The organism is Pseudalkalibacillus sp. Hm43, assembly GCF_054170705.1.
Map to the genome: position 1 here is coordinate 186716 of NZ_CM135129.1, position 25665 is coordinate 212380.

At 44.7% G+C, this 25665-nt stretch carries 27 protein-coding genes; 21 read left to right on the forward strand and 6 right to left on the reverse strand.

The features are described from left to right. Positions 1 to 181 precede the first annotated feature (181 nt). From ACXQIQ_RS00985 to ACXQIQ_RS01000, 4 genes are read left to right on the forward strand one after another with little or no spacing between them, the layout of a single operon-like run. Positions 182 to 1405 (forward strand): DNA polymerase IV, encoded by a 1224-nt coding sequence (locus ACXQIQ_RS00985; protein WP_439300599.1) that lies wholly within the window; start codon positions 182 to 184, stop codon positions 1403 to 1405. Beyond that, on the forward strand, positions 1380 to 2330 hold the full coding sequence (locus tag ACXQIQ_RS00990; protein ID WP_439300598.1) for an AAA family ATPase: 951 nt from the start codon (positions 1380 to 1382) through the stop codon (positions 2328 to 2330). The genes ACXQIQ_RS00985 and ACXQIQ_RS00990 overlap by 26 nt, the downstream gene beginning before the upstream one ends. Beyond that, positions 2327 to 3535 (forward strand): DUF58 domain-containing protein, encoded by a 1209-nt coding sequence (locus tag ACXQIQ_RS00995; RefSeq protein WP_439300597.1) that lies wholly within the window; start codon positions 2327 to 2329, stop codon positions 3533 to 3535. Before ACXQIQ_RS00990 ends, ACXQIQ_RS00995 begins: the two co-directional genes overlap by 4 nt. Beyond that, a complete protein-coding gene (locus ACXQIQ_RS01000) occupies positions 3532 to 4776 on the forward strand; it encodes a hypothetical protein (protein WP_439300596.1) in 1245 nt (414 codons plus the stop codon). Before ACXQIQ_RS00995 ends, ACXQIQ_RS01000 begins: the two co-directional genes overlap by 4 nt. Before the next feature lie 137 nt (positions 4777 to 4913). Here the strand turns inward: ACXQIQ_RS01000 and namA are convergent, their stop codons facing one another. Both namA and ACXQIQ_RS01010 read right to left on the reverse strand, forming a co-directional pair. Continuing rightward, entirely contained in the window at positions 4914 to 5930 is a 1017-nt protein-coding gene (gene namA, locus ACXQIQ_RS01005; protein WP_439300595.1) for an NADPH dehydrogenase NamA, read from the reverse strand. 102 nt (positions 5931 to 6032) lie between these two features. Then, a complete protein-coding gene (locus ACXQIQ_RS01010) occupies positions 6033 to 6824 on the reverse strand; it encodes a glycerophosphodiester phosphodiesterase (protein WP_439300594.1) in 792 nt (263 codons plus the stop codon). Positions 6825 to 7072: 248 nt separating this feature from the next. Between ACXQIQ_RS01010 and ACXQIQ_RS01015 the strand changes: the two genes are divergently transcribed. The 4 genes from ACXQIQ_RS01015 (at position 7073) to ACXQIQ_RS01030 (ending at position 11319) form a co-directional block, all read left to right on the forward strand. After that, a complete protein-coding gene (locus tag ACXQIQ_RS01015; protein WP_439300593.1) occupies positions 7073 to 8695 on the forward strand; it encodes a M20/M25/M40 family metallo-hydrolase in 1623 nt (540 codons plus the stop codon). A 157-nt stretch (positions 8696 to 8852) separates the two neighbouring features. After that, positions 8853 to 9449, forward strand: coding sequence for a glycerol-3-phosphate 1-O-acyltransferase PlsY (gene plsY, locus ACXQIQ_RS01020; protein WP_439300592.1), 597 nt, complete (start codon positions 8853 to 8855; stop codon positions 9447 to 9449). Between the two features lie 111 nt (positions 9450 to 9560). Further along, positions 9561 to 10547 carry an MBL fold metallo-hydrolase gene (locus ACXQIQ_RS01025; protein ID WP_439300591.1) on the forward strand — a complete coding sequence of 329 codons (987 nt, stop codon included), beginning with the start codon at positions 9561 to 9563 and terminating at the stop codon, positions 10545 to 10547. After that, complete coding sequence (locus tag ACXQIQ_RS01030) at positions 10534 to 11319, forward strand: SDR family NAD(P)-dependent oxidoreductase (RefSeq protein ID WP_439300590.1); 786 nt, start codon at positions 10534 to 10536, stop codon at positions 11317 to 11319. Before ACXQIQ_RS01025 ends, ACXQIQ_RS01030 begins: the two co-directional genes overlap by 14 nt. A 38-nt stretch (positions 11320 to 11357) precedes the next feature. Here the strand turns inward: ACXQIQ_RS01030 and ACXQIQ_RS01035 are convergent, their stop codons facing one another. Further along, positions 11358 to 11558: a YqzH family protein gene (locus ACXQIQ_RS01035; RefSeq protein ID WP_439300589.1), complete on the reverse strand. Its 201-nt coding sequence runs from the start codon at positions 11556 to 11558 to the stop codon at positions 11358 to 11360. A gap of 142 nt (positions 11559 to 11700) precedes the next feature. Between ACXQIQ_RS01035 and ACXQIQ_RS01040 the strand changes: the two genes are divergently transcribed. The 7 genes from ACXQIQ_RS01040 to ACXQIQ_RS01070 all read left to right on the forward strand — a co-directional run bounded on the left by ACXQIQ_RS01040 (position 11701) and on the right by ACXQIQ_RS01070 (position 16262). Continuing rightward, positions 11701 to 11877, forward strand: a complete 177-nt coding sequence (locus ACXQIQ_RS01040) for a hypothetical protein (RefSeq protein WP_439300588.1) — start codon at positions 11701 to 11703, stop codon at positions 11875 to 11877. A gap of 93 nt (positions 11878 to 11970) precedes the next feature. Then, on the forward strand, positions 11971 to 12888 hold the full coding sequence (locus ACXQIQ_RS01045; RefSeq protein WP_439300587.1) for a GNAT family N-acetyltransferase: 918 nt from the start codon (positions 11971 to 11973) through the stop codon (positions 12886 to 12888). Beyond that, a complete protein-coding gene (locus ACXQIQ_RS01050; protein WP_439300586.1) occupies positions 12863 to 13465 on the forward strand; it encodes a TetR/AcrR family transcriptional regulator in 603 nt (200 codons plus the stop codon). Before ACXQIQ_RS01045 ends, ACXQIQ_RS01050 begins: the two co-directional genes overlap by 26 nt. A gap of 108 nt (positions 13466 to 13573) precedes the next feature. Continuing rightward, positions 13574 to 14830 carry an MFS transporter gene (locus ACXQIQ_RS01055; RefSeq protein WP_439300584.1) on the forward strand — a complete coding sequence of 419 codons (1257 nt, stop codon included), beginning with the start codon at positions 13574 to 13576 and terminating at the stop codon, positions 14828 to 14830. A 256-nt stretch (positions 14831 to 15086) separates the two neighbouring features. After that, positions 15087 to 15287 (forward strand): hypothetical protein, encoded by a 201-nt coding sequence (locus ACXQIQ_RS01060; RefSeq protein WP_439300582.1) that lies wholly within the window; start codon positions 15087 to 15089, stop codon positions 15285 to 15287. A gap of 14 nt (positions 15288 to 15301) precedes the next feature. Beyond that, on the forward strand, positions 15302 to 16030 hold the full coding sequence (locus ACXQIQ_RS01065) for an alpha/beta fold hydrolase (RefSeq protein WP_439300580.1): 729 nt from the start codon (positions 15302 to 15304) through the stop codon (positions 16028 to 16030). 10 nt (positions 16031 to 16040) lie between these two features. After that, on the forward strand, positions 16041 to 16262 hold the full coding sequence (locus ACXQIQ_RS01070) for a hypothetical protein (protein WP_439300579.1): 222 nt from the start codon (positions 16041 to 16043) through the stop codon (positions 16260 to 16262). A gap of 42 nt (positions 16263 to 16304) precedes the next feature. Here the strand turns inward: ACXQIQ_RS01070 and ACXQIQ_RS01075 are convergent, their stop codons facing one another. After that, a complete protein-coding gene (locus ACXQIQ_RS01075; protein ID WP_439300577.1) occupies positions 16305 to 17828 on the reverse strand; it encodes a glycine betaine uptake BCCT transporter in 1524 nt (507 codons plus the stop codon). A 274-nt stretch (positions 17829 to 18102) separates the two neighbouring features. Between ACXQIQ_RS01075 and nagA the strand changes: the two genes are divergently transcribed. Genes nagA through ACXQIQ_RS01105 form a run of 6 tightly spaced genes read left to right on the forward strand, consistent with a single transcriptional unit; the run spans position 18103 to position 23814 of the window. Further along, the gene (nagA, locus tag ACXQIQ_RS01080; RefSeq protein WP_439300575.1) at positions 18103 to 19278 is read left to right on the forward strand and encodes an N-acetylglucosamine-6-phosphate deacetylase; all 1176 of its coding nucleotides are present in this window, start codon (positions 18103 to 18105) and stop codon (positions 19276 to 19278) included. Between the two features lies 1 nt (position 19279). After that, entirely contained in the window at positions 19280 to 20020 is a 741-nt protein-coding gene (nagB, locus tag ACXQIQ_RS01085; protein ID WP_439300574.1) for a glucosamine-6-phosphate deaminase, read from the forward strand. Further along, complete coding sequence (locus tag ACXQIQ_RS01090) at positions 20010 to 20765, forward strand: GntR family transcriptional regulator (protein ID WP_439300572.1); 756 nt, start codon at positions 20010 to 20012, stop codon at positions 20763 to 20765. The genes nagB and ACXQIQ_RS01090 overlap by 11 nt, the downstream gene beginning before the upstream one ends. Continuing rightward, entirely contained in the window at positions 20749 to 21705 is a 957-nt protein-coding gene (locus ACXQIQ_RS01095; RefSeq protein WP_439300570.1) for an N-acetylglucosamine kinase, read from the forward strand. Before ACXQIQ_RS01090 ends, ACXQIQ_RS01095 begins: the two co-directional genes overlap by 17 nt. A 1-nt stretch (position 21706) precedes the next feature. After that, complete coding sequence (locus ACXQIQ_RS01100) at positions 21707 to 22870, forward strand: exo-beta-N-acetylmuramidase NamZ family protein (protein ID WP_439300568.1); 1164 nt, start codon at positions 21707 to 21709, stop codon at positions 22868 to 22870. Further along, positions 22867 to 23814 carry a GNAT family N-acetyltransferase gene (locus ACXQIQ_RS01105; protein WP_439300566.1) on the forward strand — a complete coding sequence of 316 codons (948 nt, stop codon included), beginning with the start codon at positions 22867 to 22869 and terminating at the stop codon, positions 23812 to 23814. Before ACXQIQ_RS01100 ends, ACXQIQ_RS01105 begins: the two co-directional genes overlap by 4 nt. Positions 23815 to 23862: 48 nt before the next feature. Here the strand turns inward: ACXQIQ_RS01105 and ACXQIQ_RS01110 are convergent, their stop codons facing one another. Both ACXQIQ_RS01110 and ACXQIQ_RS01115 read right to left on the reverse strand, forming a co-directional pair. Then, on the reverse strand, positions 23863 to 24483 hold the full coding sequence (locus ACXQIQ_RS01110; RefSeq protein WP_439300564.1) for a class D sortase: 621 nt from the start codon (positions 24481 to 24483) through the stop codon (positions 23863 to 23865). A gap of 6 nt (positions 24484 to 24489) precedes the next feature. Beyond that, positions 24490 to 25653: a processed acidic surface protein gene (locus ACXQIQ_RS01115; RefSeq protein WP_439300562.1), complete on the reverse strand. Its 1164-nt coding sequence runs from the start codon at positions 25651 to 25653 to the stop codon at positions 24490 to 24492. Positions 25654 to 25665 lie beyond the last annotated feature (12 nt).

Genomic DNA, 25665 nt, shown 5'->3' on the forward strand with positions numbered 1-25665 from the left:
ACTGCTGCCAAAACCTTAAATCTCAGTTTAGGGTAAGGGGTACGAGAATAATGTCGAATGCGATTGTACATAAGGACATTCCTCCCTCCTATTATAGTCCCATTTTAGCATAAGTATATAGAATTTTCAAAATATTCTTACTATAATAATTTTGACGATTTTGTTCGAGGTGAAAGGGTTCATGTTGAAAAAAGAAAATACAGCAAGAATAATCTTTCATATCGATATGAACAGTTTTTACGCCTCAGTCGAGAGTGCACTGAACCCAGAGCTAAGAGGGAAACCCCTTGCCATTGCTGGGAATGTGGAGGAAAGACGCGGAATCGTTGTAACGAGCAGTTACGAGGCGAGGGCACAAGGTGTCAAAACGACCATGCCGGTTTGGCAGGCGAAGAAGAATTGCCCGGACTTGATCGTCATGGCACCCTCATTTGAAAAGTATCGAGCGGCCTCGGAAAAGATGTTTGATTTGCTATTCGAATATACGGAATTAGTGGAACCGATTTCCATTGATGAAGGGTACATGGACGTCACCGATCTTCAAGGTGATCTTTCACCCGTCCAAATAGCGAAAGAAATTCAACAACGGCTCCAAGAGGAACAACATCTGCCATGCAGTATCGGGATTGCACCGAACAAGTTTCTTGCGAAGATGGCTTCAGATATGAAAAAACCACTCGGAATAACGATTCTTCGTAAAAGGGAATTGGCAGATAAACTTTGGCCTTTACCGATAGAGGAAATGCATGGTGTCGGGAAGAAAACGATGAAGAAATTTCATGAAATCGATGTCTATACGATCGGGGACCTTGCGAAAAAAGAGTCGTACGATGTAAAGCTCCAGCTTGGAAAGAATGGTCAAAAACTATGGGAACGCTCCAATGGAATCGACGATCGTCCTGTTGATCCTGAAGCCTCCGGTGAGTTCAAGTCTGTTGGAACTTCCACAACCTTACCTCAAGATCTGCTCCGTATCGATCAAGCCTCCCAAGTCTTGAGAGAGCTTTCAGAATCCCTTCAACAACGATTAAAAAGAAAAAATGTAATGACCAATTCGATCCAATTGACGATCCGGTATGCCGATCTGAAAACGATTACGAGAAGCCATACGATGTTAAATCCGGTTTTCAAGAAAGAAGAGATTTTTGACATTGCGATGCTTCTATTCCGTCAAAATTGGAATGAAGAACCTGTCCGGTTGTTAGGCATAACGGGAACACAGATCATAGAGAGAAGTCATGCCACTCAGCAACTGGATTTGTTTACATATAAAGATCATAGTAAAGATGAAAAGCTGTATGACACGATGAACAATCTCCATAAAAAATATGGAGATCATTCAATAAGAAGAGGTGTAGAGAAAAAGGGGGATCAACAAAATGGAAATGAGAACGAAGCTGAATGATTTGAAGCAGGGGATTGGAAAAGTTTTGATTGGGAAAGAGGAGAGCGTCGAACTGTTGATGGTCGCGTTGCTCGCAAAAGGACACGTGTTGATGGAAGATGTTCCAGGTACCGGGAAGACGATGCTTGCGAAAAGCCTGGCAAAGTCGATTGACGGATCATTCCGACGGGTACAATTTACGCCAGATGTGCTACCGTCCGATGTGACAGGCATTCAATACTTGAATCCAAAAACGAGAGAGTTCGAAATGCGATACGGTCCTGTCATGGCGAACGTTTTACTGGCTGATGAAATCAACCGAGCGACTCCAAGGACCCAATCAAGCCTTTTGGAAGTGATGGAAGAGCGACAGGTGACCATCGATGGATACACTGAACTTTTACCTGTACCTTTCATTGTATTGGCGACGCAAAATCCGATTGAATCACAAGGGACGTTCCCATTGCCTGAAGCTCAATTGGACCGGTTTTTACTTAAAATCAAAGTCGGTTATCCGACTTTGAGAGAAGAACAGATGATCATGCAGGCGTACCGCGAGCAGGAACCGATTGAACTCCTCAAGCCTGTGTTTACGACGGATGACATCATCCAGATGCAAACCATGATCAAACAGGTTCACGTCAGTACAGATATCGAGCAGTATATCCTGAACATCATCAACGAAACTCGGAACTCCAAGTACATCGAGGTCGGTGTGAGTCCAAGGGGAACCCTCGCCTTCATGCGTGCCTTACAAGCTTATGCATGGCTTCAGGACCGGGAGTATGTCATCCCTGGTGATGTTAAAAAGCTTGCAACGGCTGTCCTTGCACACAGAATCGTATTATCATTGGACGGTGAATTGAGGAAGACCTCTATTCAGGTGATCGAAACCATTCTTGAAGAAGTCGAGGTACCAGTCGAAGCTGGAGCGGTAAGAGAATGAACTGGCGGATAATGATCCACACAGGGAAAACACAAAAGTTTTTGTATTTGTTTTCCATCATTACCATGATCGTATCCTTCTATAGTAAATCCCGTTTTTTGTTCATGGTGGGTGTGCTGATTACATTAAGTCTTTTTCTATCAACAAAATATTTGAAAACGATCACCGATAAAATACAGTTTTTGAATAAGAAACAGGTGTATCGGATGTTTCCGGACGATGAGGAAGTGTGGCATCTGACGATGACCAACCGGAGTCGATTACCGGTACTCCAGAGCAACCTCGTATTTTCGATGAATAAAGAAGTGAGTCTAGGAGAATTCAAACCGAGGGATGAACGAAAAGGCTATAACATATTTACTTTGCCACTTGTCTTCCAACCGAAAGAGACGAAGACTGTCCAAATTCCAGTCGTGGCATTGAAACGCGGCGTTGCGAAGATTTCTAGCTTCGAACTGCATATCAGCGATCCTTTGAATCTTGAACAATATCAGTTGTTGAACGATCGACTTGTCCGGACAGAGTTCATCGTCTATCCGACACCTGTGCCTGTGAAGGGAATTCATAAACTGGACCAGCTGAAACAGGGTGACAGGGCCGTGCCATTGTCATTATATGAGGATCAGAGTCTTGTGATCGGAACGAGAGAATATGAGCCAGGCGATTCGTTCCAACGGATTCATTGGAAAGCGTCAGCCCGAATGAATGAGCTTCAAACGAAAATCTATGAAAAGACACTGTCTCAATCGTGGACGATCCTATTGAACATCAATGTAAGCAGTGCACTCATTTCTGAATATGGAGAATTGGAAGTTTCAGAGAAACAGATCAGTCATGCAGCATATTTGTGCCAGTATGCCACCCAACATAACATTCCGTTTGATATGTATGTGAATATCCGGACGAAAGGGAGAGTGCCCTATCTTCACCTGGAAAAAGGAGAAGGAAAACCGCATTTGATGAGAGCGTTGGAGCTTCTTTCCCGGATGAATATCAACAGTGTACGGGTGCCGATGCACAGGCTATTAAGCATGTACGACAGCTGGGAGTCCGATTCAACTTCTGTCATCGTTCTAGGCGATCGATCGTCAGATGACTTTTATTACGATCGGTGGAAAAAGAAAGGGATGGATGTATTCCATGTGCAGTTAGATGGAGAGTCTGCCAGCCTTGAAAGAATGGAAACAAGGAGGGCGACATCATGAAGATTTCAAATCGATTCCTTTCCAGATGGCTTCACTATTCGGTGGATATGACATTCCTCCTGATCATGTCCGTATGGGCATTTGCTCCTTACAAAGAAAATCAATATTTACAAGTTTTCGCGTTGATGGTAATTGCCGGGCTTCTGTTCGAGCTCTTGTTGCCGAGGATCTCTGCGACTGTCGGTAAGATTTTGCTTGCGTTGCCGGTCATTATCGGAATAGGCTGGTTGCTTCAGATCGATATGTTCATTTTAATTGTCACGACCGCTTTTGTGGGATGGCGTTTCACGAGTCATTATTTTGATGAAGACCTGGGGCAAGAAGCAATCATGCTGCTGTTTTCAATCGTGTCCGGTCTTTTGTTCCTTTTCTTGTATGCGAATAATGCAGCGGTTCCAATCGTGTTAGGGTTGCTATTCTTGCAGACGATCCTGTTCACGCTCACACGGATCAATCGTTATATTCAGAGTAACCCGAATACAGTCGTGAACAATTGGATATCGAGGTTTGCGTTACTGATCATTGGTGGGACTGCTCTGATAGCTGCATTCTATCCTTTCATCAAATCAGCAGCTATGTTCATATTGAAAGGTTTCGCTGCAGCCTTTGCGGTCATCTTCTATTATCCTTTAAGCTTCGTTTTCGGTGCTTTTGAGAGATTGTTGAACGAAAGAGAAATTGATCAAGAAGCTGCGGAAGATAATGAAACGAGCTTAGAGCAGAATGAGGAATTGAAGAAACTGATTAATGACAACAATCAAAACGAATGGTTCACGTATATGCTTGTCATACTGATCATTGCAGGATTGATCTGGTTTGGAATCAAGTTGTACAAGAGAAGAATGATGAAGTTGGACCGGTTTGCATTTGATGGGATGCATGAAAAAAGCGTTATTTTTGAGGAAGACGTACCGAAGAATTACTTTGGTGGAAAAGTAAAAGCACCTGACAATAAGATCAGAAAACAGCTATTCCGACTTGAAAAGAAAATGTCTTCGTATGATTCTGGAAGAAGGTCTAGTGAAGCGGTACTGGAATGGCTTGATCGAGTGGAAGCTCCAGATGAGCTTTCCGTTGAGATTAACCGTATATATCAGAGAGTCCGATATGGAGAGCAAAATGTTACAGCTGAAGAAGAAGGACGTTACGTCCATTCCATTGACGAACTGCTGAAATGGGCGAAAGCACAACACAAAATGAGAAAGAAAGAGCAAAAAAGGAAAGATCGACTCGATAACTGAGTCGATCTTTTTCATATGATATGGCTATTCATCCCTATAAAGAAAAAAATCCTTCATGATGGTAACGAATAGAGGCTATTCATCCCTATGAAAAGGAAAATACCCTCACAACGGTAATGAATGGCGCTTAAACCACTCTACCAACCTCGCTCGTACTGTCTCGGTGATTCGATTTCGGTCTTCAGTTCAATCGCGGCTCTTCGTGGCCAATAAGGATCTCGCAACAATTCTCTTGCGAGGAAAATTAAATCAGCCCGGTCATTCTGCAAAATCGCTTCTGCATGAAGAGGGGAGGTGATCATTCCAACCGCACCTGTGGCAATTCCCGCTTCCTTTTTTAACGCTTCGGCATATTGGACTTGATAACCCGGATAAGGCTTGATCTTAGCAGGTACGACACCTCCAGAACTGCAGTCGATCAGATCGACTCCTAGCTCCTTCATCCACTGTGCGTATTCCACATAATCCTGAACGGAATATCCTTCGTTATTATAGTCATTCGCTGAAATCCGAACGAAGAGTGGTCCATCCCATACTGTATTCACAGCTTCAATGATTTCTTTCAGGAAATTGAATCGCTTTTCCTTGGATCCCCCATAACGGTCAGTCCGTTGATTGATCAACGGAGATAAGAATTGATTGATCAAATATCCATGCGCACCATGCAGTTCAATGACATCAATGCCAGCTTCCTTACTTCTTCTCGCAGCCAAGCGGAAGTCTTCAACCGTTTCTTCGATTTGTTCGATTGTCATTTCATTCGGTACTTCCATATCATCATTGAACGGTAAAGGGGAGGAGGAATAGATCGGTCCTTCTACAATCGCCTTCCGTCCAGCATGTGCGAGCTGGATACCGACTTTCGCATCCTGTTCGTGTATCATTTCGGTCAATGTTCGCAGTCCATCAACATGACTGTCATCCCAAATGCCAAGGTCTTGCATCGAAATCCGACCTTGCGTATGGACGGCTGTCGCTTCCAATACAATCAAGCCGACCTGTCCGACTGCACGGCTCGTATAATGCGTCTTATGCCAATTCGTCACCTGTCCATCCTCTGCTTCACAAGAATACATGCACATCGGTGACATGACGATCCTATTTTTCAATGTGACATCTTTAATAGCGAACGGTTCAAATAGCTTTCTGCTCATGCACTCCACTCCTATTATCTATGTTTCGTTAAGTTTATCACAAGGACATGCGGGAACATCTCTTATATGCTCATCCTTTAAACAAGTAAAAAAAGCTGACGATCATGATCGCCAGCTTTTCAAATTGATTTTTTGCAGTGCATTTATGACTTTCTTACCTTTCGTGGAATGTGTTCCAGCTTTTACAGCCCGTGCAACATCCGGGATGTCAGTGACGATCGCTTCCACTTCATTTTCGAACAACCATTTCATTCTCTTCGGATCGTTGATCGTATAAGGACGGACTTTGATGCCAGCATTTTTAAAACCGTTCAAGATCGTTTGGTTCAACGTCCGCCAACTTGGATGGGCACTGTAGGCAGGCAGCTGCTGCACATACTTCCATGGTTCGTACAATCCATTGGAATAGAGTGGCGCAACATCCACTGAAGGGTCCAGATTTTTCATTTCCTTCAGACTGTAATGATTAAATGAGGAATAGATGAGTCGGTCCTGAAGACCATGCATCTTCACGAGATCATACACGATTTTTTCCATACCGTAATATGGTAGGATATTGTTTTTGAATTCGATGTTCAGTAAAAGGTTAGTCGGTTTCATCCAGATGAGGAACTCTTCAAGGGAAGGAATTCTCTCACCTTTGAATTTTTTCGAAAACCATTTGCCGGCATCCAGACATCTCAATTCCTCAAATGTATACTCACCGACGAATCCTTTGACGCCAGTCGTACGTTTCAGCGATTCATCATGGATGATGACAGGTACTTTATCTTTCGTCAGCTGGACGTCAAGTTCGATGCCGTCCGCTTTCAGTTCATATGCCTTTCGAAAAGCAGCCATAGAATTTTCAGGTGCGTACTTACTCGCACCACGGTGTGCGAAAATATAGGTCAAACCAATCTCTCCTTGAATGGTGTGATGTCCCATTTTTTTCTGGAAAAATGTATTCTCTAATCAGTAATTTAGCATTATTTATATAGTATACACAAGTGAACCTCCAGTGCGTAGATCCAGCCCGAAATGGTCACTCTTCTTCATCCGAAAGTTTTTTTACTATAGAAAGGAATTCGACGTCATCCGCCGAAATCTTACTATTACACATACAAATTTCGACATATTTTTAATATAGGAGTGAGGCATCTATGAAGAAGTGGCAGGATAAAGAGAGTCTGAAAGAATTGCTATGTCACCTGATTGAGTTTCCGAGTATTACGGGATCTGAAGCGGAGCTTGCAATCAGTGAATTCATCCATATGCAGTTGAACGACTTGGATTATTTCCAGGAGCATCCTGAGGATTTGCAAATCCACCCGACAAGTGATGGCCGTAAGTTCGTCACAGCGTTTGTCCGGAACGGCAATAAGAAGGAAACGGTCGTTTTGATCAGCCACTTCGATGTTGTGGATGTGGAAGACTACGGGGAATGGAAGAACCTCGCATTCCGCCCGAAAGAATTGACGCAGGAGTTTCTTGCGAATATAGATGAATTACCTGACCTCGTCCAAGAGGACTTGAAGGAATCGGAATGGCTGTTCGGGAGAGGCTCGATGGATATGAAAGCGGGACTTACGCTTCAAATGTCCATGATTGAAAAAGCCACTCAAGGTGAATTTGATGGCAATTTGCTACTTCTTACCGTCCCGGATGAAGAAGCCAATTCCACCGGGATGATGGAAGCGGTGGAAGTCCTTCTGGAGATGTCTCAATTGCACGATCTTGAATATAAAGCGTGTTTGAACTCAGAGCCGGTCTTCACGCGTTATCCAGGTGACACGAATCAGTACGTCTATACCGGTTCAATTGGAAAATTGTTGCCTGGATTCTTGTGCTATGGTATGGAAACGCATGTCGGTGAGCCATTCTCAGGCATCAATGCCAATTACATGGTTTCCGAGCTCACCAAGGAGCTTGAGCTGAATACCGATTTTTGTGAGTCGATTGACGGTGAAGTGACGCCACCTCCGACCAATTTGATGCAGAAAGATTTGAAGGAAGAGTATTCTGTGCAGATCCCACACGTTGCGGTCACGATGTACAATTTGATGGTCATGGATCGGTCGGTGTCTGAGATCAATAAAGATTTGTTGTCACTTGCCTCAAAGGTGGCGAAACGAATTGAAAGGCATCTCTACAATCATGCGATGACATTCACCCAATGGGAATCGTTTGAACCATTGGAACATCACATATCCGTTTTTACCTATCAGGATTTATTGGAAAAAGCGATCCAACAATACGGTGAAGCAGAAATCGTCCGGCGTCAGGCATACATTGCGGCCAACTACAAGGTACTCGGTGACCGCGATCTTTCCACCCGTCTCGTTTATGACCTTGCGTCGCTTTGTAAGGATGAAGGGCCGATGATCGTCTTGTTTTACAGTCCGCCATTCTATCCTGCAGTTTCATCCCGGAAAAATCCATTCATCAAGCAGGTTGTCCGTGAGATGATCGAGTATGCGGAAACGAAGCATAATGTCGTTTTGAAAGAGCAAAATTACTTTGCGGGGCTCTCAGACTTGAGCTTTACAAGCCTTTCTCAATCAGTCGAAGGGTTGAAGCCGTTGTTTCGGAACATGCCCCTTTTCCAAAACGGATACCGTTTCCCGTTGGATGAACTGCAACAGTTGAAGATTCCTGTCATGAATCTCGGACCTCAAGGTCGGGATGCCCATAAATGGACGGAACGATTGAACATCGATTATTCCTTTGGCGTATTTCACGACATGCTGCCCGTCGCGATTTCCAAGCTATTGAAAAATAAATGACTTATAAGAACACAGGTGCTTTCACATTAGAAATCGCCTGTGTTTTTTCTTGTTACATGATCGGTATAGAGGGAAGCACTTAAGTCGTATATAATGAAAATAATGACAAAATAGAAAATGCACAGTTGAAAAAGGGGATGTAAAGGGGCGATAGGGGATGGCTTGGATTTTACTCATAGTCAGCTACTTGATCGGTTCGTTCAGTTTTTCAATTTGGATCGGTAAACGATGGCATGGTGTTGATGTTCGAACGCAAGGAAGTGGAAATGCAGGGGCAACCAATACTTTCCGCACATTTGGTAAAAAGACCGCAATCCTGGTGGCTGTTGGGGATGTTTCAAAAGGACTGTTTGCTGCTTCATTGCCTATGCTTTTTAACGTGGATGTTTCACCTCTAACAATCGGGATGATGGCCGTTATCGGGCATTGCTTTCCTATTTATTACGGGTTCAAGGGTGGAAAAGCGATCGCTCCGACAGCAGGTGTACTACTCGTCTGGAATCCTATTTGGAGTCTCATCGCATATGGTGTTTTCTTTCTCGTCATCTTTCTGACTCGTTACGTATTTCTCGGGTCCATTTCCATCGGCATCACATTGACCATCCTATGCTTGCAAATGAACGAGTGGAGAACGGGTGTGTTTTTTATCTTCTTCACCATTTTTCTTATCTATCTACACCGATCGAACATACGGAATTATTGGAACCGAGTTGAACCGACAATTCACCATAAGGACGTGAATAGAGAAATGTAATCCCTGCTCCTTCTTTGGGATTGTTTTAATCTACGCTATAATATGAATGAGCACCCATTCATTTTTTTACATAGTCGTTGGAACTTCTAACACAACGGAGGCGTTGTTAACTTGAATATAAATGAACAGATACACTGTATAACATTACCTACACCATTCGCAGTCGGCGATGTGAATCTCTATTTGATAGAGAGTGAGAAATTGACTCTAGTCGATGCCGGTGCAAAGACAGATGAAGCATGGGCATCTTTCCAACAACAACTGCAATCACTTGGGTTCAAGGTCGATGACATCGAGCAGGTCGTTTTAACCCATCACCATCCTGATCACGTTGGACTTGCCGATTATTTGAAAAGAAATGATGTCAGATTCATCAGTCTAGCTTACAATTTGCCTTGGTTAAGGCAGGACCCTGACTTTTTTGATCACCATGATGACTTTTATTTGACCGTCTATCGGGAAATGGGCATCGAAAAATTCCACAAAAAAGCGATGGAAACAGTCCGAGGATACCTTCAATATTCTTGTAACATTAATATAGATGTCGTCGTGAAGGAAGGGGATTCGATTGAAGGGCTACCTGGATGGTATGTCATTGAAACACCGGGGCATGCGCAAGGTCATTTATCTCTGATCCGTAAAATCGATGGTGTCATGATTGGGGGAGATCATCTCATCAAGCACATATCATCCAACGCATTGGTAGAGCCGCCCCCGGTGGGTGTGAAGGAGCGACCGAAAACGCTGCTTCAATACCGTGAATCCCTTCAAAAAGTCATCCATCATGATGTCAAAAAAGTGTATGCCGGTCATGGGAAGCCGGTTGAGCACCCGAAAGAGCTTGTCCATCTGCGTTTGTTGAAGCAGGAGGAACGTGCGGATGATATTTTGAAGATGATCACGGAACGACCGATGACCGGATTTGAAATCTGTCAGAAACTGTTCCCGACGATCTTCTTGAAGGAACTTGGTTTGACGATGTCGGAAACATTGGGGCATCTGGATCTACTCGAAAGCCAAAACCGGCTTAAGATCGATGAGAAAGATGGCGTGCTGTACTTCCAAGCGAAAGAGGTCGTAAGAAATGAGTGCCGATAAAATCATCGTAATAACCGGAGCATCGAGCGGAATCGGTGCAGACATGGCAAGACTTGTCGCTGCAAAAGGTTGGACACCAGTCTTGATGGCTCGATCTGTAGCCAAACTCGAACACCTTCAAAATGAAATCCAACACGATTTTCAAGTGCAAGCGTACCGTTACAAATTGGATGTGCAAAACCTCGATGAAGTAGAGGACGTTTTTAACCGGGTCGAGAAAGAAATCGGTCCGATCCATGTATTGATCAATAACGCGGGGTACGGTATTTTTGATTACTTCCTGGATGCAAAAATGGAGGATGTGAAAGGGATGTTCGATACGAATGTCGTCGGGTTGATGGCTTGTACGAAAGCGGTCCTCCCAGAAATGATGGAGCGGAGGGAAGGCCATATCATCAACATCGCATCACAGGCAGCGAAACTCGCAACGGTGAAAGGCAGTGTCTATGCCGCCACGAAGCATGCGGTACTCGGGTTTACGAACAGCTTGAGGATGGAAGTGAAAGACTACGGAATCTACGTGACCACCGTGAATCCCGGTCCGATTCAGACGAACTTCTTCAAAGTCGCTGATAAGAGCGGTCAATATGAGAAGAACATTGAGAAATGGCTGCTGGATCCAAAGGAAGTGGCACAGAAAATTGTGAAGACGATTGACAAACCGGTCCGTGAACTGAACCTCCCGGGGTGGATGGAAGCAGGAAGTAAGCTCTATCAGCTCGCTCCAGCCCTTGTTGAAAAACTCGGCAAAAAAGCCTTCAGCCAGAAATGACGAACAACCTGAGTGGGATTCCCCTCAGGTTTTTTTGTTCACGTTTCTGTCGCCAAATACATATACACTTTGTCGTGGACGATGACATAGGTCGCTTCATCTTCCTGATTTCTGAGCTCATCCTTGATTTCGTCAATCAGTACGCTGTAATCCTCTTCTCCAAAAGGGGATAAGGACAGCTCTCCGAAATAATCGATCAAACATCGATCGATCATTTTCCTTATGAACTTTTCTTCCACTTGAACGCACAACCTTTCTCCATAATACGGTAGTGGACTCGGAATTTGTCGTCAATATGACCGTGTATGACCGAGGAATCAAGAAGGAAAAAATTCAGTAGACTTCGAATATACATATACAAGATCAAAGGGGGAATGAAAGGTGAGAATTAAAGTTGTGATGAACAGCGGTAAAGAGTATGTGTTGCAAATGGAAAAGAACGACTTTCAATCGATCGTGATGACCGAGGATGAATCGGTCCGAGATGAACTCATCGAAATACACCCTTCGTTATACATCAATCCTTCGCACATCTCATCGTATGAGGTTATGGATTAATTACCATTATTTTCTTGAATTGAAACATGAATTGGATTATGATGTACTTATAAAAAACTAACCAGTCAGTTTTATATGAGGAGGAAAAAAGAAATGATCGTGTTGGAACGGATGTCCAATTGCAGATTGACCGATGTGTTAGACGCCTGGAACCACGGATTCAAAGGGTATTTCACCGATATGACGATGACGATGGACCGTTTCTTGCAACGGATGGTTCACGAAGGCTTTTCCGCTGATGATTCAATCATCGCATTTGTAGACGGTGTACCAGCTGGAGTTGTATTGAACGGCTTTCGGGAAATCGATGGGAAAATGATCGGCTATAACGGGGGCACAGGTGTCGCTCCGGAATTCAGAAGATCAGGTGTCGGCAAAAAAATGATGGAGGAAGTCTTCCGGATTTATGAAGAAAAACGAGCAGACTTCGCAACTTTGGAAGCGATCAGGGACAACGAAGCTGCGATTCGGTTATATGAATCACTCGGTTACGAAATCCATGACCATGTTGAGTTTTTACAACAACAAGGTGTTATTGAAGAAACGCGAAGTACTATTCAAGAAGGTTGGCAGTTCGAACGAACAGCTCCTGAAATGGTCCGACATTTTCCTTTTTACGATGTGAATGGTCCATGGCAGACGCAATGGCAAAGCGTCCATAATGGGCGTGCACTCATTGTATCTGATGCAAGTGGAGAAATCGGTTATGCCTTATATCGGACGTTGTACGATGAACACGGCACGGTTTCCACGATCGTCCTCCATCAATTCGGCATGAAAAAGGATGTAGAGGCACCAGACACGTTGATGAACGCGATCTTGAAAGAAGTGCTTCAACCAGAGCTTGATTGCAAGCGCCTCGTCATCAATCTTTCGAGCGAAAAGAAAGAACAATACGAAGCCATCAAGCGCTTCGGGTTTTCGACGATGATCGAACAAGTGTGTATGGAGAAACCCATGAAAGAAAGGAAGTCGTCGCTGAGCAATGCCACGAGTATCGGAGAAATATAAGGAAGAGAAGCGTCAAGCGATCCTAGATGCAGCCGCCCAATGCTTTGCAGAGAAAGGGTATAACGAGACGACTGTGGACGATATTGCAAAAGCGTCCGGAACGAGTAAAGGCTCGATCTATATTTATTTTAAAAGCAAAGAAGAAATCTTCCACCTGTTGAATGAAAAGCGTACGGAGAAATATTTTGAGATCAAAGATCAACTCAATCGTTTGGATGGAGCTACCAAGAAAGTCAATCATCTGTTCCAATACTTTTTGTCTGGAAAAGTGAAGGATGAGGATTTCAATCAGATCGCTGTTCAATTTGAATTTTGGATCTACATTTCAAAAGGGGACCATCAAAAGCTTTTCGATGAACGAGCGGAACGATTCACCCGATTCTTGGAGGAGATCATAGAAGAGGGAGTCGAAACCGGTGAGTTCAGGGAAGATATCCAAGTTTCCGAGTTTTCAAGATTATTCTGGTCGTTGCTGGATGGGATCGTCCTCCACTTGCTGTTCCATAAGAGTGAAGAATCGCACAAATCCATGCTGCAGTTGTACCAACAAATGGTACTCCGATACCTGCTTCCATAAATCAGACCTGAGACGGAGAGTAAGAACATCCTTGAGACAGTATGAAAGATTGGTTGTTTTGTAGAAAATGGAAGTAGAAATTGTTCAATCATTTGGAGGCGATTATTCATGGAAGCAGTAGTGGAGCAGAAACCGCAGGGGGAGCTTGCCCCTGCCATTTGGAAAAATCGGAATTTCTTATTTTTGTGGATCGCGGGGCTTTGTTCTAGCTTCGGACTGGCGATCTTCATGTTCTCAGAAGCCTGGTACGTCGTAGAAGTGATGGGACTCGAAGCTTCGTTAGGTCTTGTATTCATCGCGTCCAGTGTGCCACGGGTCCTGTTCATGATGATTGGTGGAGCAGTGGCTGACCGGTTCAGCAAAAATTTCATCATGTTTTTGTCGGATATTTTGCGAGCCGGTGTTGCCGTCGCGCTTGTGTTATGGCTGTTGTTCGGTGATGTGACGATCTGGTCGTTCGTTCTTTTCGCACTCATTTTCGGAATACTCGATGCCTTCTTCTGGCCAGCTAGCGGTGGATTGCTACCAGCACTGGTAAGTAAGGAGCAGTTGACCCGCGCGAACTCGGTCATCCAGATGACGAGCCAATCCTCGTTTATTCTCGGACCGATGCTCGCTGGTGCTGTCATTGCACTCGGAAGCTATGTGTTTGCCTTTTCGATGACCGCAGCTCTCTTGGCTATTGCGAGTATCGCGATCCTGCTCATCCGTACATCGAAAAAGAAAGCGGAAGGCGGGGAGCAGGAGGCAGCTTCAGACTTGTTCAAGTCGATTAAGGAAGGAATCGCTTATGTAAAAGAATCCTCGTTCTTGCTTGCGCTGATCCTATTCGCAGTGTTCATCAACTTGTTCATGGTCGGACCTTTGCAAATGGGGCTTCCACTCTTCGTTAAAAATGTTCTCGGAGGAAACTCGCTGGACTTCAGTTATCTCGAAGGAATGTTAGCTGGTGGAATGCTGCTCGGATCGATTTTAATCGGCGTATTGAATGTACAGAAAAGAAGAGGCCTGCTCGTCATCGCAGCTGTCGGTATCAATGGACTCTTCTTCACCTTATTCAGTTTTACGAATGAGCTCTGGCAAAGCCTTGCGTTGATTGCGCTACTCGGCTCGACGTTCTCGATCATCAATATCCCGATCATCACTGCCATCCAGGCGACGATTAAAGAAGAGATGCTCGGACGCGTGATGAGCCTGTTGTCGATGGCTTCACTCGGACTCGTGCCGGTGTCCTTTGCCGTGACCTCCCTGTTTTTATCGGTCGGAGTGGACATCACGACGATTATGCTCGTAGGTGGGGGTCTGATCGTACTATTATCGATTGTAATCTACACGAAAGTGCCAGGATTACGTAACTTTGATTGAGAAAAGACCATCGCAGTCGGCTGCGATGGTCTTTTTTTGGTGATTTTAGCTAGATTTGTGCTTGTTTCCCGAAAAACGGGTCCGGTTTCCCGGAAATCAGCGGTTGTTTCTCGAAATTGTGTGAAGGTCTCTCGAATATCAGCATTCGTTTTGCCAAAACAAACGAACAGCCGGCCAATCGAGTATTTAGAGTGAATATCCTATTTCTGGGAATACGGAAGTATGGTATGGTAAAAGTAGGAAAGGGGGAAGCGAAATGAAAGATGTAATGGTGTTAATCGTCATCCTGCTCATCATATCCCTTCCCATCTGGATTGGGATGATTCGTTCGAGGTTCAATTCGAACTCGTTTTATGGGGATGAGCTGAACAAAAAGAAGAACAAACGGACTTTACGTGATGAGTCGTACGAAAAAACATCGAGTGCTTCAAAAGGGGAGAACTTCTATAATTCATAAGGGGGAATGGTGTTGTGATTTTACATACGGAATCTTATGGCGAAGGTGACCCGATCGTATTTTTACATACAGGACTACAAACGGGTGAGCTCGACTTTTCCACTATAAAAGAGCGCTTCCAAGATCAATACAAGGTCGTGCTTCCGGATCTCAGAGGTCATGGCAAATCTCACGCTGAGAATCTGGAAAACTATCTGGAAACGTGTATTGAAGATCTATACGAAACACTCGAATCACTGAATATTGACGAGGCCCATATCGTCAGTTGCTCACTTGGCTCTTTCGTCGCGTTAGGTTTTGCTAAAAAGTATCCCGACAAAATCATCAGTCTAACCGTTTCCGGCGTGATGGCTGAAGAACCGACGAACTGGCCGGAACTACACCGGGAAACGGTACGTCAGCAAACGGCATTGCTCCAAGATCCCGAATCAGTTGCATACCACGATCAATTGCACAGCTCCGATTGGAAACAGTTTATGTACATGTGTCAGGACCAAGATTGGTATCCGTTCCAATTTACAGCTGATATTTCTGATATCAAGCCACCTATGCTATTTATTGTCGGGGAACAAAATAAAGAAGAGGTTAAAACGGTCTCTACCTATCAATCTATGAAGGATAATTTACACGTTTGTGTCTTACCTTTCGCTGGACACCTTGTTCACTCAGAACAAACCGACCTGTACACCACGATTCTTAACAACTTTTTAAACCAGTACTCCTTAGTGAAAAACAACGAATAGGTGACGCAACTTGTTTAAAACTCACATCATATCGCTATGTACATTCTTGTTCGTCAGTGGATTTCTGCTCTTAATTGGGTATGCGCAAAACATAGAATGGCTCATGCTCTATTACTATGAAAAAACGGCTACAAGCCTCCATGCGGGTGGATCCATGCTGCCACTACTCATAGGCTTGGCTGCCAGCTACCTCATCACCACCATCTATAAAAGAACAACTCAACAAGCATAAAAAAGGCGTGCCACCGATGATGGAGGCACGCCTTTTAAGCATTTATGAAATTTTTTCTTCGTACTTTTTCTCTTCATAAGATTTATTCTCAAGCTCAGCTTTATCCTTCCGCAAGGCTTGATACAACGAGTACACCATGAGGATCATGATGAACGAGAACGGGAATGCGGCTGATATCAATGCATTCTGCAAGGCTTGCAATCCACCTGTATATAAGAGGACAGCCGCAATCGCGGATTGTGCGACACCCCAGGCAAACTTGACTGTTTTAGGCGGATTCAACGAACCGTTCGTCGTCTGCATACCCAGAACGAATGTTGCAGAGTCTGCGGAAGTGATGAAGAATGTTCCGATCAACATCATCGCAATGACTGACAATGCAATACTGAATGGGAACTGATCAAATACACCGAACAGCATTTGCGCATCCGGTAAACTCGCAATGTCTGCGCCTTCCTTCTCTTTTTGGATTGCGGACATTCCGAATACGGCCATCCACAAGAAACTGACGACAGATGGCACAATCAGTACGCCAGATAAGAATTCTCGGATGGAACGACCTTTCGAAACACGAGCAATGAAGATTCCCACGAATGGCGACCAGGCGATCCACCATGCCCAGAAAAAGACTGTCCAGTTACGGACCCATTGCTGTTCATCCTGATTCTCTGGACTTAACCGGAAACTTTCGACAGCCAGGTTTTGGATATACGCACCGATCGTATCAGTGAACGTGTTCATGATATATAAAGTCGGTCCGATGATCAGCATCGACACGAACAAAATCGTTGCAAGTCCCATATTGGCGTTACTCAAATAACGGATCCCTTTACTGAGCCCTGTATAGGCTGAAATCATGAACAAGACCGTCACGATGACGATGATGACAAGCTGTATCCAGAACTGTTTCTCGATGCCCATCAGATAGGTGAATCCACCATTGATTTGCGCAGCCCCGAAACCAAGTGTCGTTGCCACACCGACAATCGTCGCAAAGACAGCAATGACGTCCACGAATGTACCCCATGGTCCTTTCATTTTGTCACCGAACAATGGCTCAAGAGTGGCACTGATCAGACCAGGCTTTCCATGTCGGAACTTGAAGTAGGCGAGGACCAATGCAACGACCGCATAGATTCCCCAGGCATGGATGCCGTAATGGAAAAAGGTGATCCGCATGGCATCCCTGAGTGCTTCTGCCGTTCCAGGGTCAGCCGTCGGCGGGGTTTTGATGTATTGAGAAATCGGTGCAGCGGCACCATAGAATACGAGTCCGATTCCCATACCTGCACTGAACAGCATGGCGAACCAGGTAGAATAACTGTAATCCGGTTTATCATCCGGCTTCCCGAGCTTGATCTTTCCATAAGGACTGAAGATTAAGTATAGGCAGAAGATGACAAACAGGGAAACAATCAATAAATAATACCATCCAAAGTGAACGGAAATGTACGTTTGAATGGTACCTGTGATTTTCTCTAAATTTTTTGGAGCGAATGAACCCCAAACTGCAAGAAATATTGTGATTCCTAACGTGATCCAAAAGACTTTTGTGACTTTCTTCATCTCATTCTCCTTTCGTAAGCTTTGGTTGCAAAATTTGTCGTCTATAAGTTTAATACCCATAGAAAATTAGGATAAACAAAATTTTATCCCTAAAGTAAGCTGAAATCCCGACAGAAATAAAAAATGGCCATCTCTGACCATCCTGATTCTGACCAATTAAAATTCGTTGTGAAAAGCCTGTAGCAGTATAACATACATGCGAAAGATGTTTAAAGTTCGACAGATGACTGGTATAGACAACTATACAGCGAAACCACTATACTAGTATGTGGAGGTGAATGGATTGAGTATTCAGGTAATTGAAGGTGGAAACGTGTTCGTCGGTGAGATCGGATTTCAAAAGAAACAGATACATATTCATAATGGTAAAATATCTGCACTGACAGACGGAGCAGGAAATCAAAAGGCAACGATCAAGTTGGAGGAGGAAGATGTCGTCCTTCCGGGCAGAATCGACGGGCACATCCACGGGGCAGCGGGATTCGATGTGATGGACGGAACCCAGGGAGCCATCGAAGGCATCGCTACTGCCATCGTAAAAGAAGGGACTACAAGCTTCCTGCCGACGACAATGACGTCTTCTTCTGACCGAATCGCACAGGTATTACAAAATCTCAATGACTACATCCATTCACAAAAACGTACGGGAAAAGCAGAGGTCATCGGGATCCATTTAGAAGGACCTTTCATTTCACCAGAGAAAATGGGCGCACAAAACCCAGAACATATTCAGAAGCCGGACTTGGACACCTTCATGGCCTGGAACGAAAAAGCAGGCTCAACGATCAAAGTCGTGACGATGGCGCCAGAGTTGGAAGGTGCGCTAGCATTCATCCGGGCGATCACCGATCAACAGATCATCGCTTCCATCGGTCACAGCAATGCGACTTATGATCAAGTCCAAGCTGCGTACAAAGCGGGGGCAAAGCAGTTCACTCACTTGTACAATGCGATGAGACCGCTGCATCATCGTGAACCCGGTGTCGTAGGGGCGGCCTATCTCCACACTTCAACAATCGCTGAGCTGATTGCAGATGGTCTTCACTCTGCGCCGGAAATGGTCAACCTTGCTTTTCGCATGAAAGGGAAGGAAGGATTGATGCTCATTACCGACGCGATGCGGGCAAAGTGCCTTGGGAACGGTACGTACGATCTTGGTGGACAGCAAGTGAATGTCCTTGATGGGAAAGCGACTTTAGAAGATGGAACCCTTGCAGGCAGCGTCTTGACGATGCAAGAGGCTTTTACGAATATGAAGAACTTTACAGATGCGACGCTCGAAGACCTTGTTTATATAACGTCGATCAATCCTGCAAAACAATATAACTTGTATGACCGGAAAGGCTCCATCGACATTGGAAAAGATGCCGATCTGATCGTTTTAGATAAAAAAGGTGAGTTGAAGATGACCATCTGTCGGGGAGTCATCGCTTATCAGAGGGGGTGCTGACATGAACATCGTGACGGTGAAAAATGACATGCAGCTGAGTGATGTTGCTTCCTCACAAATTTTGAAAGCCATAGAAAACAAACCCGATCTCGTACTCGGAATTGCAACTGGGGGAACTCCAGCTGGCACTTACCAGCAACTGGTGAAGAAAGTCCAACTCAAATCCGTTGATCTCTCCAACATCAAGACCGTGAACCTGGATGAGTATGTCGGGCTAGCGCGGGACCATGAAGAAAGTTATTGGCACTATCTTCATGAGCATCTATACGGACCACTCGAACTGTCACCGGACCAGGCGATCATTCCGAACGGCCTGAACAAAAAATTGGAGGAAGAGTGTGTCCGATATGAACAAGCAATCCAACAAGTCGGTGGGGTCGACCTTCAGATCCTCGGTGTCGGGCGAAATGGCCACATCGGTTTCAATGAACCGGGCACGTCTCTCGACTCGAAGACGCATGTCGTGGAATTGACGGACAGCACGCGTCAGGCGAATGCACGGTTCTTTGAAGATCCATCCGAAGTTCCGACTCGAGCCATTACTGTAGGGATTTCCACGATCATGAAAAGCAGGTCGATTTTACTTTTAGCTTCAGGAGAAGAAAAAGCAGCTGCTGTTTCGGCATTACTCTCAGGAAAAATAGACAAGAATTGGCCCGTGACAATTTTGAACGAACATCCGGATGTCACGTTGGTCGTCACAGAAGATGCAAAAGCAGAGGAGCAAGGACATGCTGGATAAACACTCATCTTTACCGTTATATTCACAGGTTGAACTTTACTTAAAAGAAGAAATCCAAAATGGCGGCTACCATACAGGTGATCTGGTCCCTTCTGAACGGGAGCTATCGGAGAAATTCCAGATCAGCCGGATGACTGTCCGCCAGGCGATCAACAACATGGTCAACAGTGGTGAGCTGTATCGAGAGCGCGGGAAAGGAACGTTTGTCGCAGCGCCGAAACTCGCATACCCGCTAAAGGGTGTGTTCAGTTTTACGGATGATATGAAACGAAGAGGGTTGACGCCTTCGACGAACGTCATATCTTTTGAAACGATTCAAGACGCGCCACCTCACATATACAGAAAATTGGAACGAACGCTAGGCTCCAGATTACATCGCATCAAACGGGTCCGGCTGGCAGATGATGAACCTGTTGCAGTAGAGACCGCCTATCTACCGTATCAACTTTTCTCTGAATTTACCGAATGGCATTCGAGCGGTTCGATTTACGAGTATGTGAGAAATACGTTAGGCAGAGAAGTTACACGTGCCAACCAACGGATTGAGGCATCGGTTGCAGGTGATCAAAATAGTGTACGCTTAGGAATAAGAGCGGACAGCCCTGTGCTGATCGTCAACCGAAAGACGTACTTGGATACCGGAGAGCCATTCGAATATGTCCAAACGGTTTTTCGAAGCGATAAATATTCGTTCTCGATTGAAGTCGAACATGAAAAGGGGGATGACGATGTATCTAGGAATTGATGGTGGGGGCTCGAAAACAAGGATTGCACTCGCTGATGCATCCGGTAAAATTGTAGCCGATTTCGTTGGTGGACCGAGCAATCCATTGTCCGTTTCAATGGAAATGATCCAAAACACGTTGGATGATTTGCTTCAGCAAATAGAAACCGTCGTTGATCTTTCAGAGATTGTAAGTATCTGTGCAGGCATTGCGGGACTCGAAAACAGTCACTCCAAGGATGAATTGGATGCGTATTTGAAAAGTAATTTCTCTGAGCATACGAACGTGGAGCTTTGCCATGATGCACTGACCGCCCTCTATTCCGGCACGGATGGAGAACCAGGCATCGTCAACATTGCAGGGACAGGCTCGATTACATTCGGTCTGACCGATGAACTAGAGATGGTCCGGTCAGGCGGCTGGGGCTATCTGTTGGATCATACCGGCAGCGGTTATGGTATCGGTCGTGCTGCCCTTCAGAAAGTGTTTGAATCGTATGATGGTATGGTCGGAGAGACCACCTTGACAGAACGTATACTTACGAGGTTTGAAGTTTCTAGACCACCCGAATTGATTCCGTACATTTATAACCACCCCGATAGTCGGACGAACATTGCTTCCATCTGTGAGGAAGTTTTTCAGTTGATGCGTGAAGGGGACGGTCATGCGATGCAAATCATCGAAAAAGCCGCTTTCGATATTTCAAAATGCATCCGAAATCTGATTGAGCGACATTTTAAAAATCGATCTGAAATAAAAGTCGTCCTAACCGGGAGTGTGTTCAGGAGCTGTGATCTAATCCTGCCGATGCTTGAAAGGCATGTACCGGGAGAGGTTGAATTCTTACTGCCGAAATCACCACCGGTCTCTGGTTCCATCATTCAGAGCTACCAAACCGTGAACGGGAAATGCCCGGTTGAATTTACACGCAATCTTCATGCAAATTTAAAGGAGGTATAAGATGGTCCAGACAGGTCTCCATGCATTTCTCAACGGCCTAGGTGAGAAGTATAGAGGAAAGAAGATCGGAATGATCCTGAATCACACGTCCGTCACGCCTTCCATGGACTTAAGTATCGATGTTTTGATTGAGCAAGGATACGACATCGTTGCTTTGTTTTCCCCTGAACATGGACTGCGAGGGCACGTGAAAGAAGGACAGCACATCTCACATGAAACCGATCCTCGGACAGGTCTTCCAGTGTACAGTTTGTATGGGAAAAACAAAGTCCCACCGGATGATTGGCTGAAAGACATCGATGTGCTTCTGTTTGATATCCAAGACCTTGGCGTACGGTTCTATACATACATTTATACACTCGCGAATTGCATGCAGGTAGCTGGGAGACTGGGAAAAGAGTTTGTCGTACTCGATCGTCCGAATCCGATTACTGGGACCAGGGTTGAGGGAAATCCACTCGACTTGAACTTTGCCTCATTTATCGGAAATTACAATCTACCGATCAGACATGGGATGACAGTCGGCGAGCTAGCCGCTTACATCAATGAGGAATTCGGGTTCAATGCAGACTTAAAAGTGATTAAGATGGAGGATTGGAAACGAGAGATGTGGTTTGATGAGACATCTTTTCAGTGGACTCCACCTTCTCCCAATGCGCCTTCACTTGATATGGCAATCGTTTATCCCGGCACCTGTTTCTTCGAAGGGACGAACGTTTCGGAAGGAAGGGGGACGACGAAGCCTTTTGAATGGATCGGAGCGCCGTGGATTAATTCATTTGAATGGAAAAAACGACTGAGTACCTATTCGTTGGAAGGCGTTCAGTTCAGAGAAACCGTGTTTCAACCGACAACCTCTAAATATGAAGGTGAAACCTGCTTCGGCTTACAAGTGCATGTGACAGATCGCGAAACCTTCCAACCGGTAAAAACAGCATGTGCGATGATGGAAAGCTTGATTCAGCTCCATCCAGAAGAATTCTCCTGGATTCAATTGAAGGACGGTCGTTACATGGTTGATCTGATCTTAGGAACCGATGGATTCAGGTTCGCATTGGAACAACAAAGTCCGCTCATCCAATGGCTTGAGAGGGAAGAGGAACAGCTGGAAACCTTCAAGGTAAAGCGGGAGAAATATTTGCTTTATGGAGGTGAATCGCTATGAAACTCGTAAACTGGCACGATGGAGAAGTACCTGTAAAGGAATTGTGCCACTTATGGAACCGAACGATAGGAGAATCTTTTCCGATGTCTGAGCGACTGTTCCTCCAGAACAGCATCAAATGTCCACATGTATTTTCAGAAGGATCCTGGTATGTGGAGGTAGAAGAACAGATCGTCGGATGCGTGGTCTCGAAGGTCACCGCTGAACGAAAAGACCTTTTGCCATCAGGCGTTGGATGGATCCAAGTACTAATGGTTGATCCCAATCACCAAAACAAAGGGTACGGAACAGCTCTCCTTGAAAAAGCAGAACAAGCACTCCAATCGGCTGCCGTATCCAAAATCGCCCTCGGAAGTGATATCAATCACTACTTCCCAGGTATTCCGAGCGAATTGGAAACGACCATGGAATGGTTCGAAAAGAAAGGGTACATACAGGTCAATACCGAACACGACTATGTCCAATCGTATGAACAAACACCACAAGCACCTGTACCAAATAAAATTTCATTTACCGTACTGAAAAATGAAGAGAAGAATGACTTGCTCACATTTTTAGGCAGGTGTTTTCCAGGGCGTTGGTATTATGAAGCTTGGGATTATTTCCGTGCAGGTGGGCAAGGCGAACATTTCCTCGTTGCGAAGGACAACCAAATCATTATCGGTTTTGTCCGCGTGAATGATTGGAGTTCACCTATCATCGGACCGAATGTGTACTGGAAAGATGCGTTCGAAGACCAGACGATGGGAATCGGTCCTTTAGGAATCGACCCTAACTACCGGAAAAAGGGATATGGAAAAGCGATCATCGAGCAGGCCATCAAGACCGCATACGACCGCGGTGCAAGAAACATCATCATCGACTGGACAGATTTAAAAGGCTTTTACGAGTCGTTTGGTTTTTGTAAATGGAAGAGCTATGTCCAATTTAAGAAAAATATATAAAAAAACAGACTCGACACCAATTCTTGTGTCTGAGTCTGTTTAATTCATTTAACTTCTTTCCTTTTTCACCAAGTCAGCTACAAGCACGTACCGTTCTGGTGCTGCCCCGATAAACGTAAACGGATAGCAGGTGGTCACTGTCAGAGTAGCCTTTGGTTTCGGTACGATGACTGTACGATCATCTGCATCGACAATCCGTACCTTTCGAATTTTGTAAGTGAAAGTACCCTCGGCAGTTGTAACGATGAGTTCATCGCCTTCTTTTACCTCTCCTAGACGACGGAAGACCGTATCCCGGTGACCAGAAAGGACGGAGTTATCTTTTTCACCAGGCAACACACTTCCCGCATAGTGTCCGACACCGCGACTAAGTTCATCTTCATCCGTCCCATGAATGATGGGAAGCTCTTCATCAAGTTTCGGAATATATAGTGTACCGATGTTCTCCCCTTTTTCAGGCCGAGTAGGGTAGAGGAGTTCGGACGAATCATCGATCACATCCTCTGTATTGCCCACTTCTGGTTCGACTTCAACTGTACTTTTAGATCCCTTATTTCCATTGAAGAGTTTCGCCATATTGTTACCGGATACCACAACGCCAAAAGTAATGAACGAAATCGCAACAATCCATAAAACTATTCGTTTGACTGACGTTCGGGTTTTATTCATCTTTCGTTATGCAGCTTTCTTTATTTTTAAACGACGAATCATGTAAAGTCCGACAAGAAGGAATCCAAGTCCAGCAATTGAACCTTCTACATAATTTCCTGCAGTTTTCGGCATTTTAGCGCCTTTTTCGGTTTTCATAATTGGCTTTGCTTTCTCAGCTTTCGTAGGCGTTCCAGCCGTCTTCAGATCTTGAGCCGTTTCTTCAATCAATTCGGAACTCACCATGTCAGCAGTGATCAGCATGTCCAAAATCATTTCACCATTCAAGTTGTAAAGCTCAATTAAAAGGCTATAACCCGCAGCTTCTTCCTCTGACATTTCAAGCATCTGAGCAAGTGTAATCGGCGTTGTTTGCCCATCTTTCACAAGGTAAAACTTAGCATCCAATTCCATTAGGTTAAACATCTCTGTCATGATCGCTGCCATTTCAGCAACTTGTTCTTTCGTAAGCTCTTCAGCCGTTTCAAAATCCCCTAATGCAAGCATACGATCAGATAGCTCCATCATTTTCGCTTCCAAAGCAGGGTCTTCAACATTAAGCGTCATTAAATGATTGAACAAAGCTTCAAGCTCCGCCTCTGTAAGTCCCAACTCTGTAAAAAGATCTTCAAAGTTCAGAAGTTCATCCCCATACATATATTCAATCAAGGAAAGTTCTAGTTCCTCGATAAACTCATACGCTTCAATTGAATCACCGTTTTCTTCAAACAGTTCCACAAGCTCTTCATATGTGATTTCGTACAGATCAAGTAATTCTTGCAAGGATTCCTCTGTTATTGGCGTTTCAGTTTCCACCTCTAAGTAAAAACCAACCAATCCATCTAGCTCTTCATAGATTGTGAAAACTTCAAGAACATCCTGACCCACTTCTAATTCCCCGGATTCAACTAGCAATTCGTTCAGTTCTTCGCGAGTCAAATCATAGTTCGCTAGAATCTCTTGAAGATTTTCTTCTGTTAATGGATTACCAATAAACTCCTGGAGTTCTTCAATTGTCTCAAAATCATCCAAAGTCATATCAGAATAAGACAACTCTTCCTCCAACATTTCTTGCGTCCAACCGATCGACTTCAAATAAGCGTCGAGGTCAGATTGTTCGATGGCTGCAAACGCTGTCATCGGAACCATAATCAAACTAATTGTTAATACAACTGCCAACACATGCTTCACTGATGTGTCCCC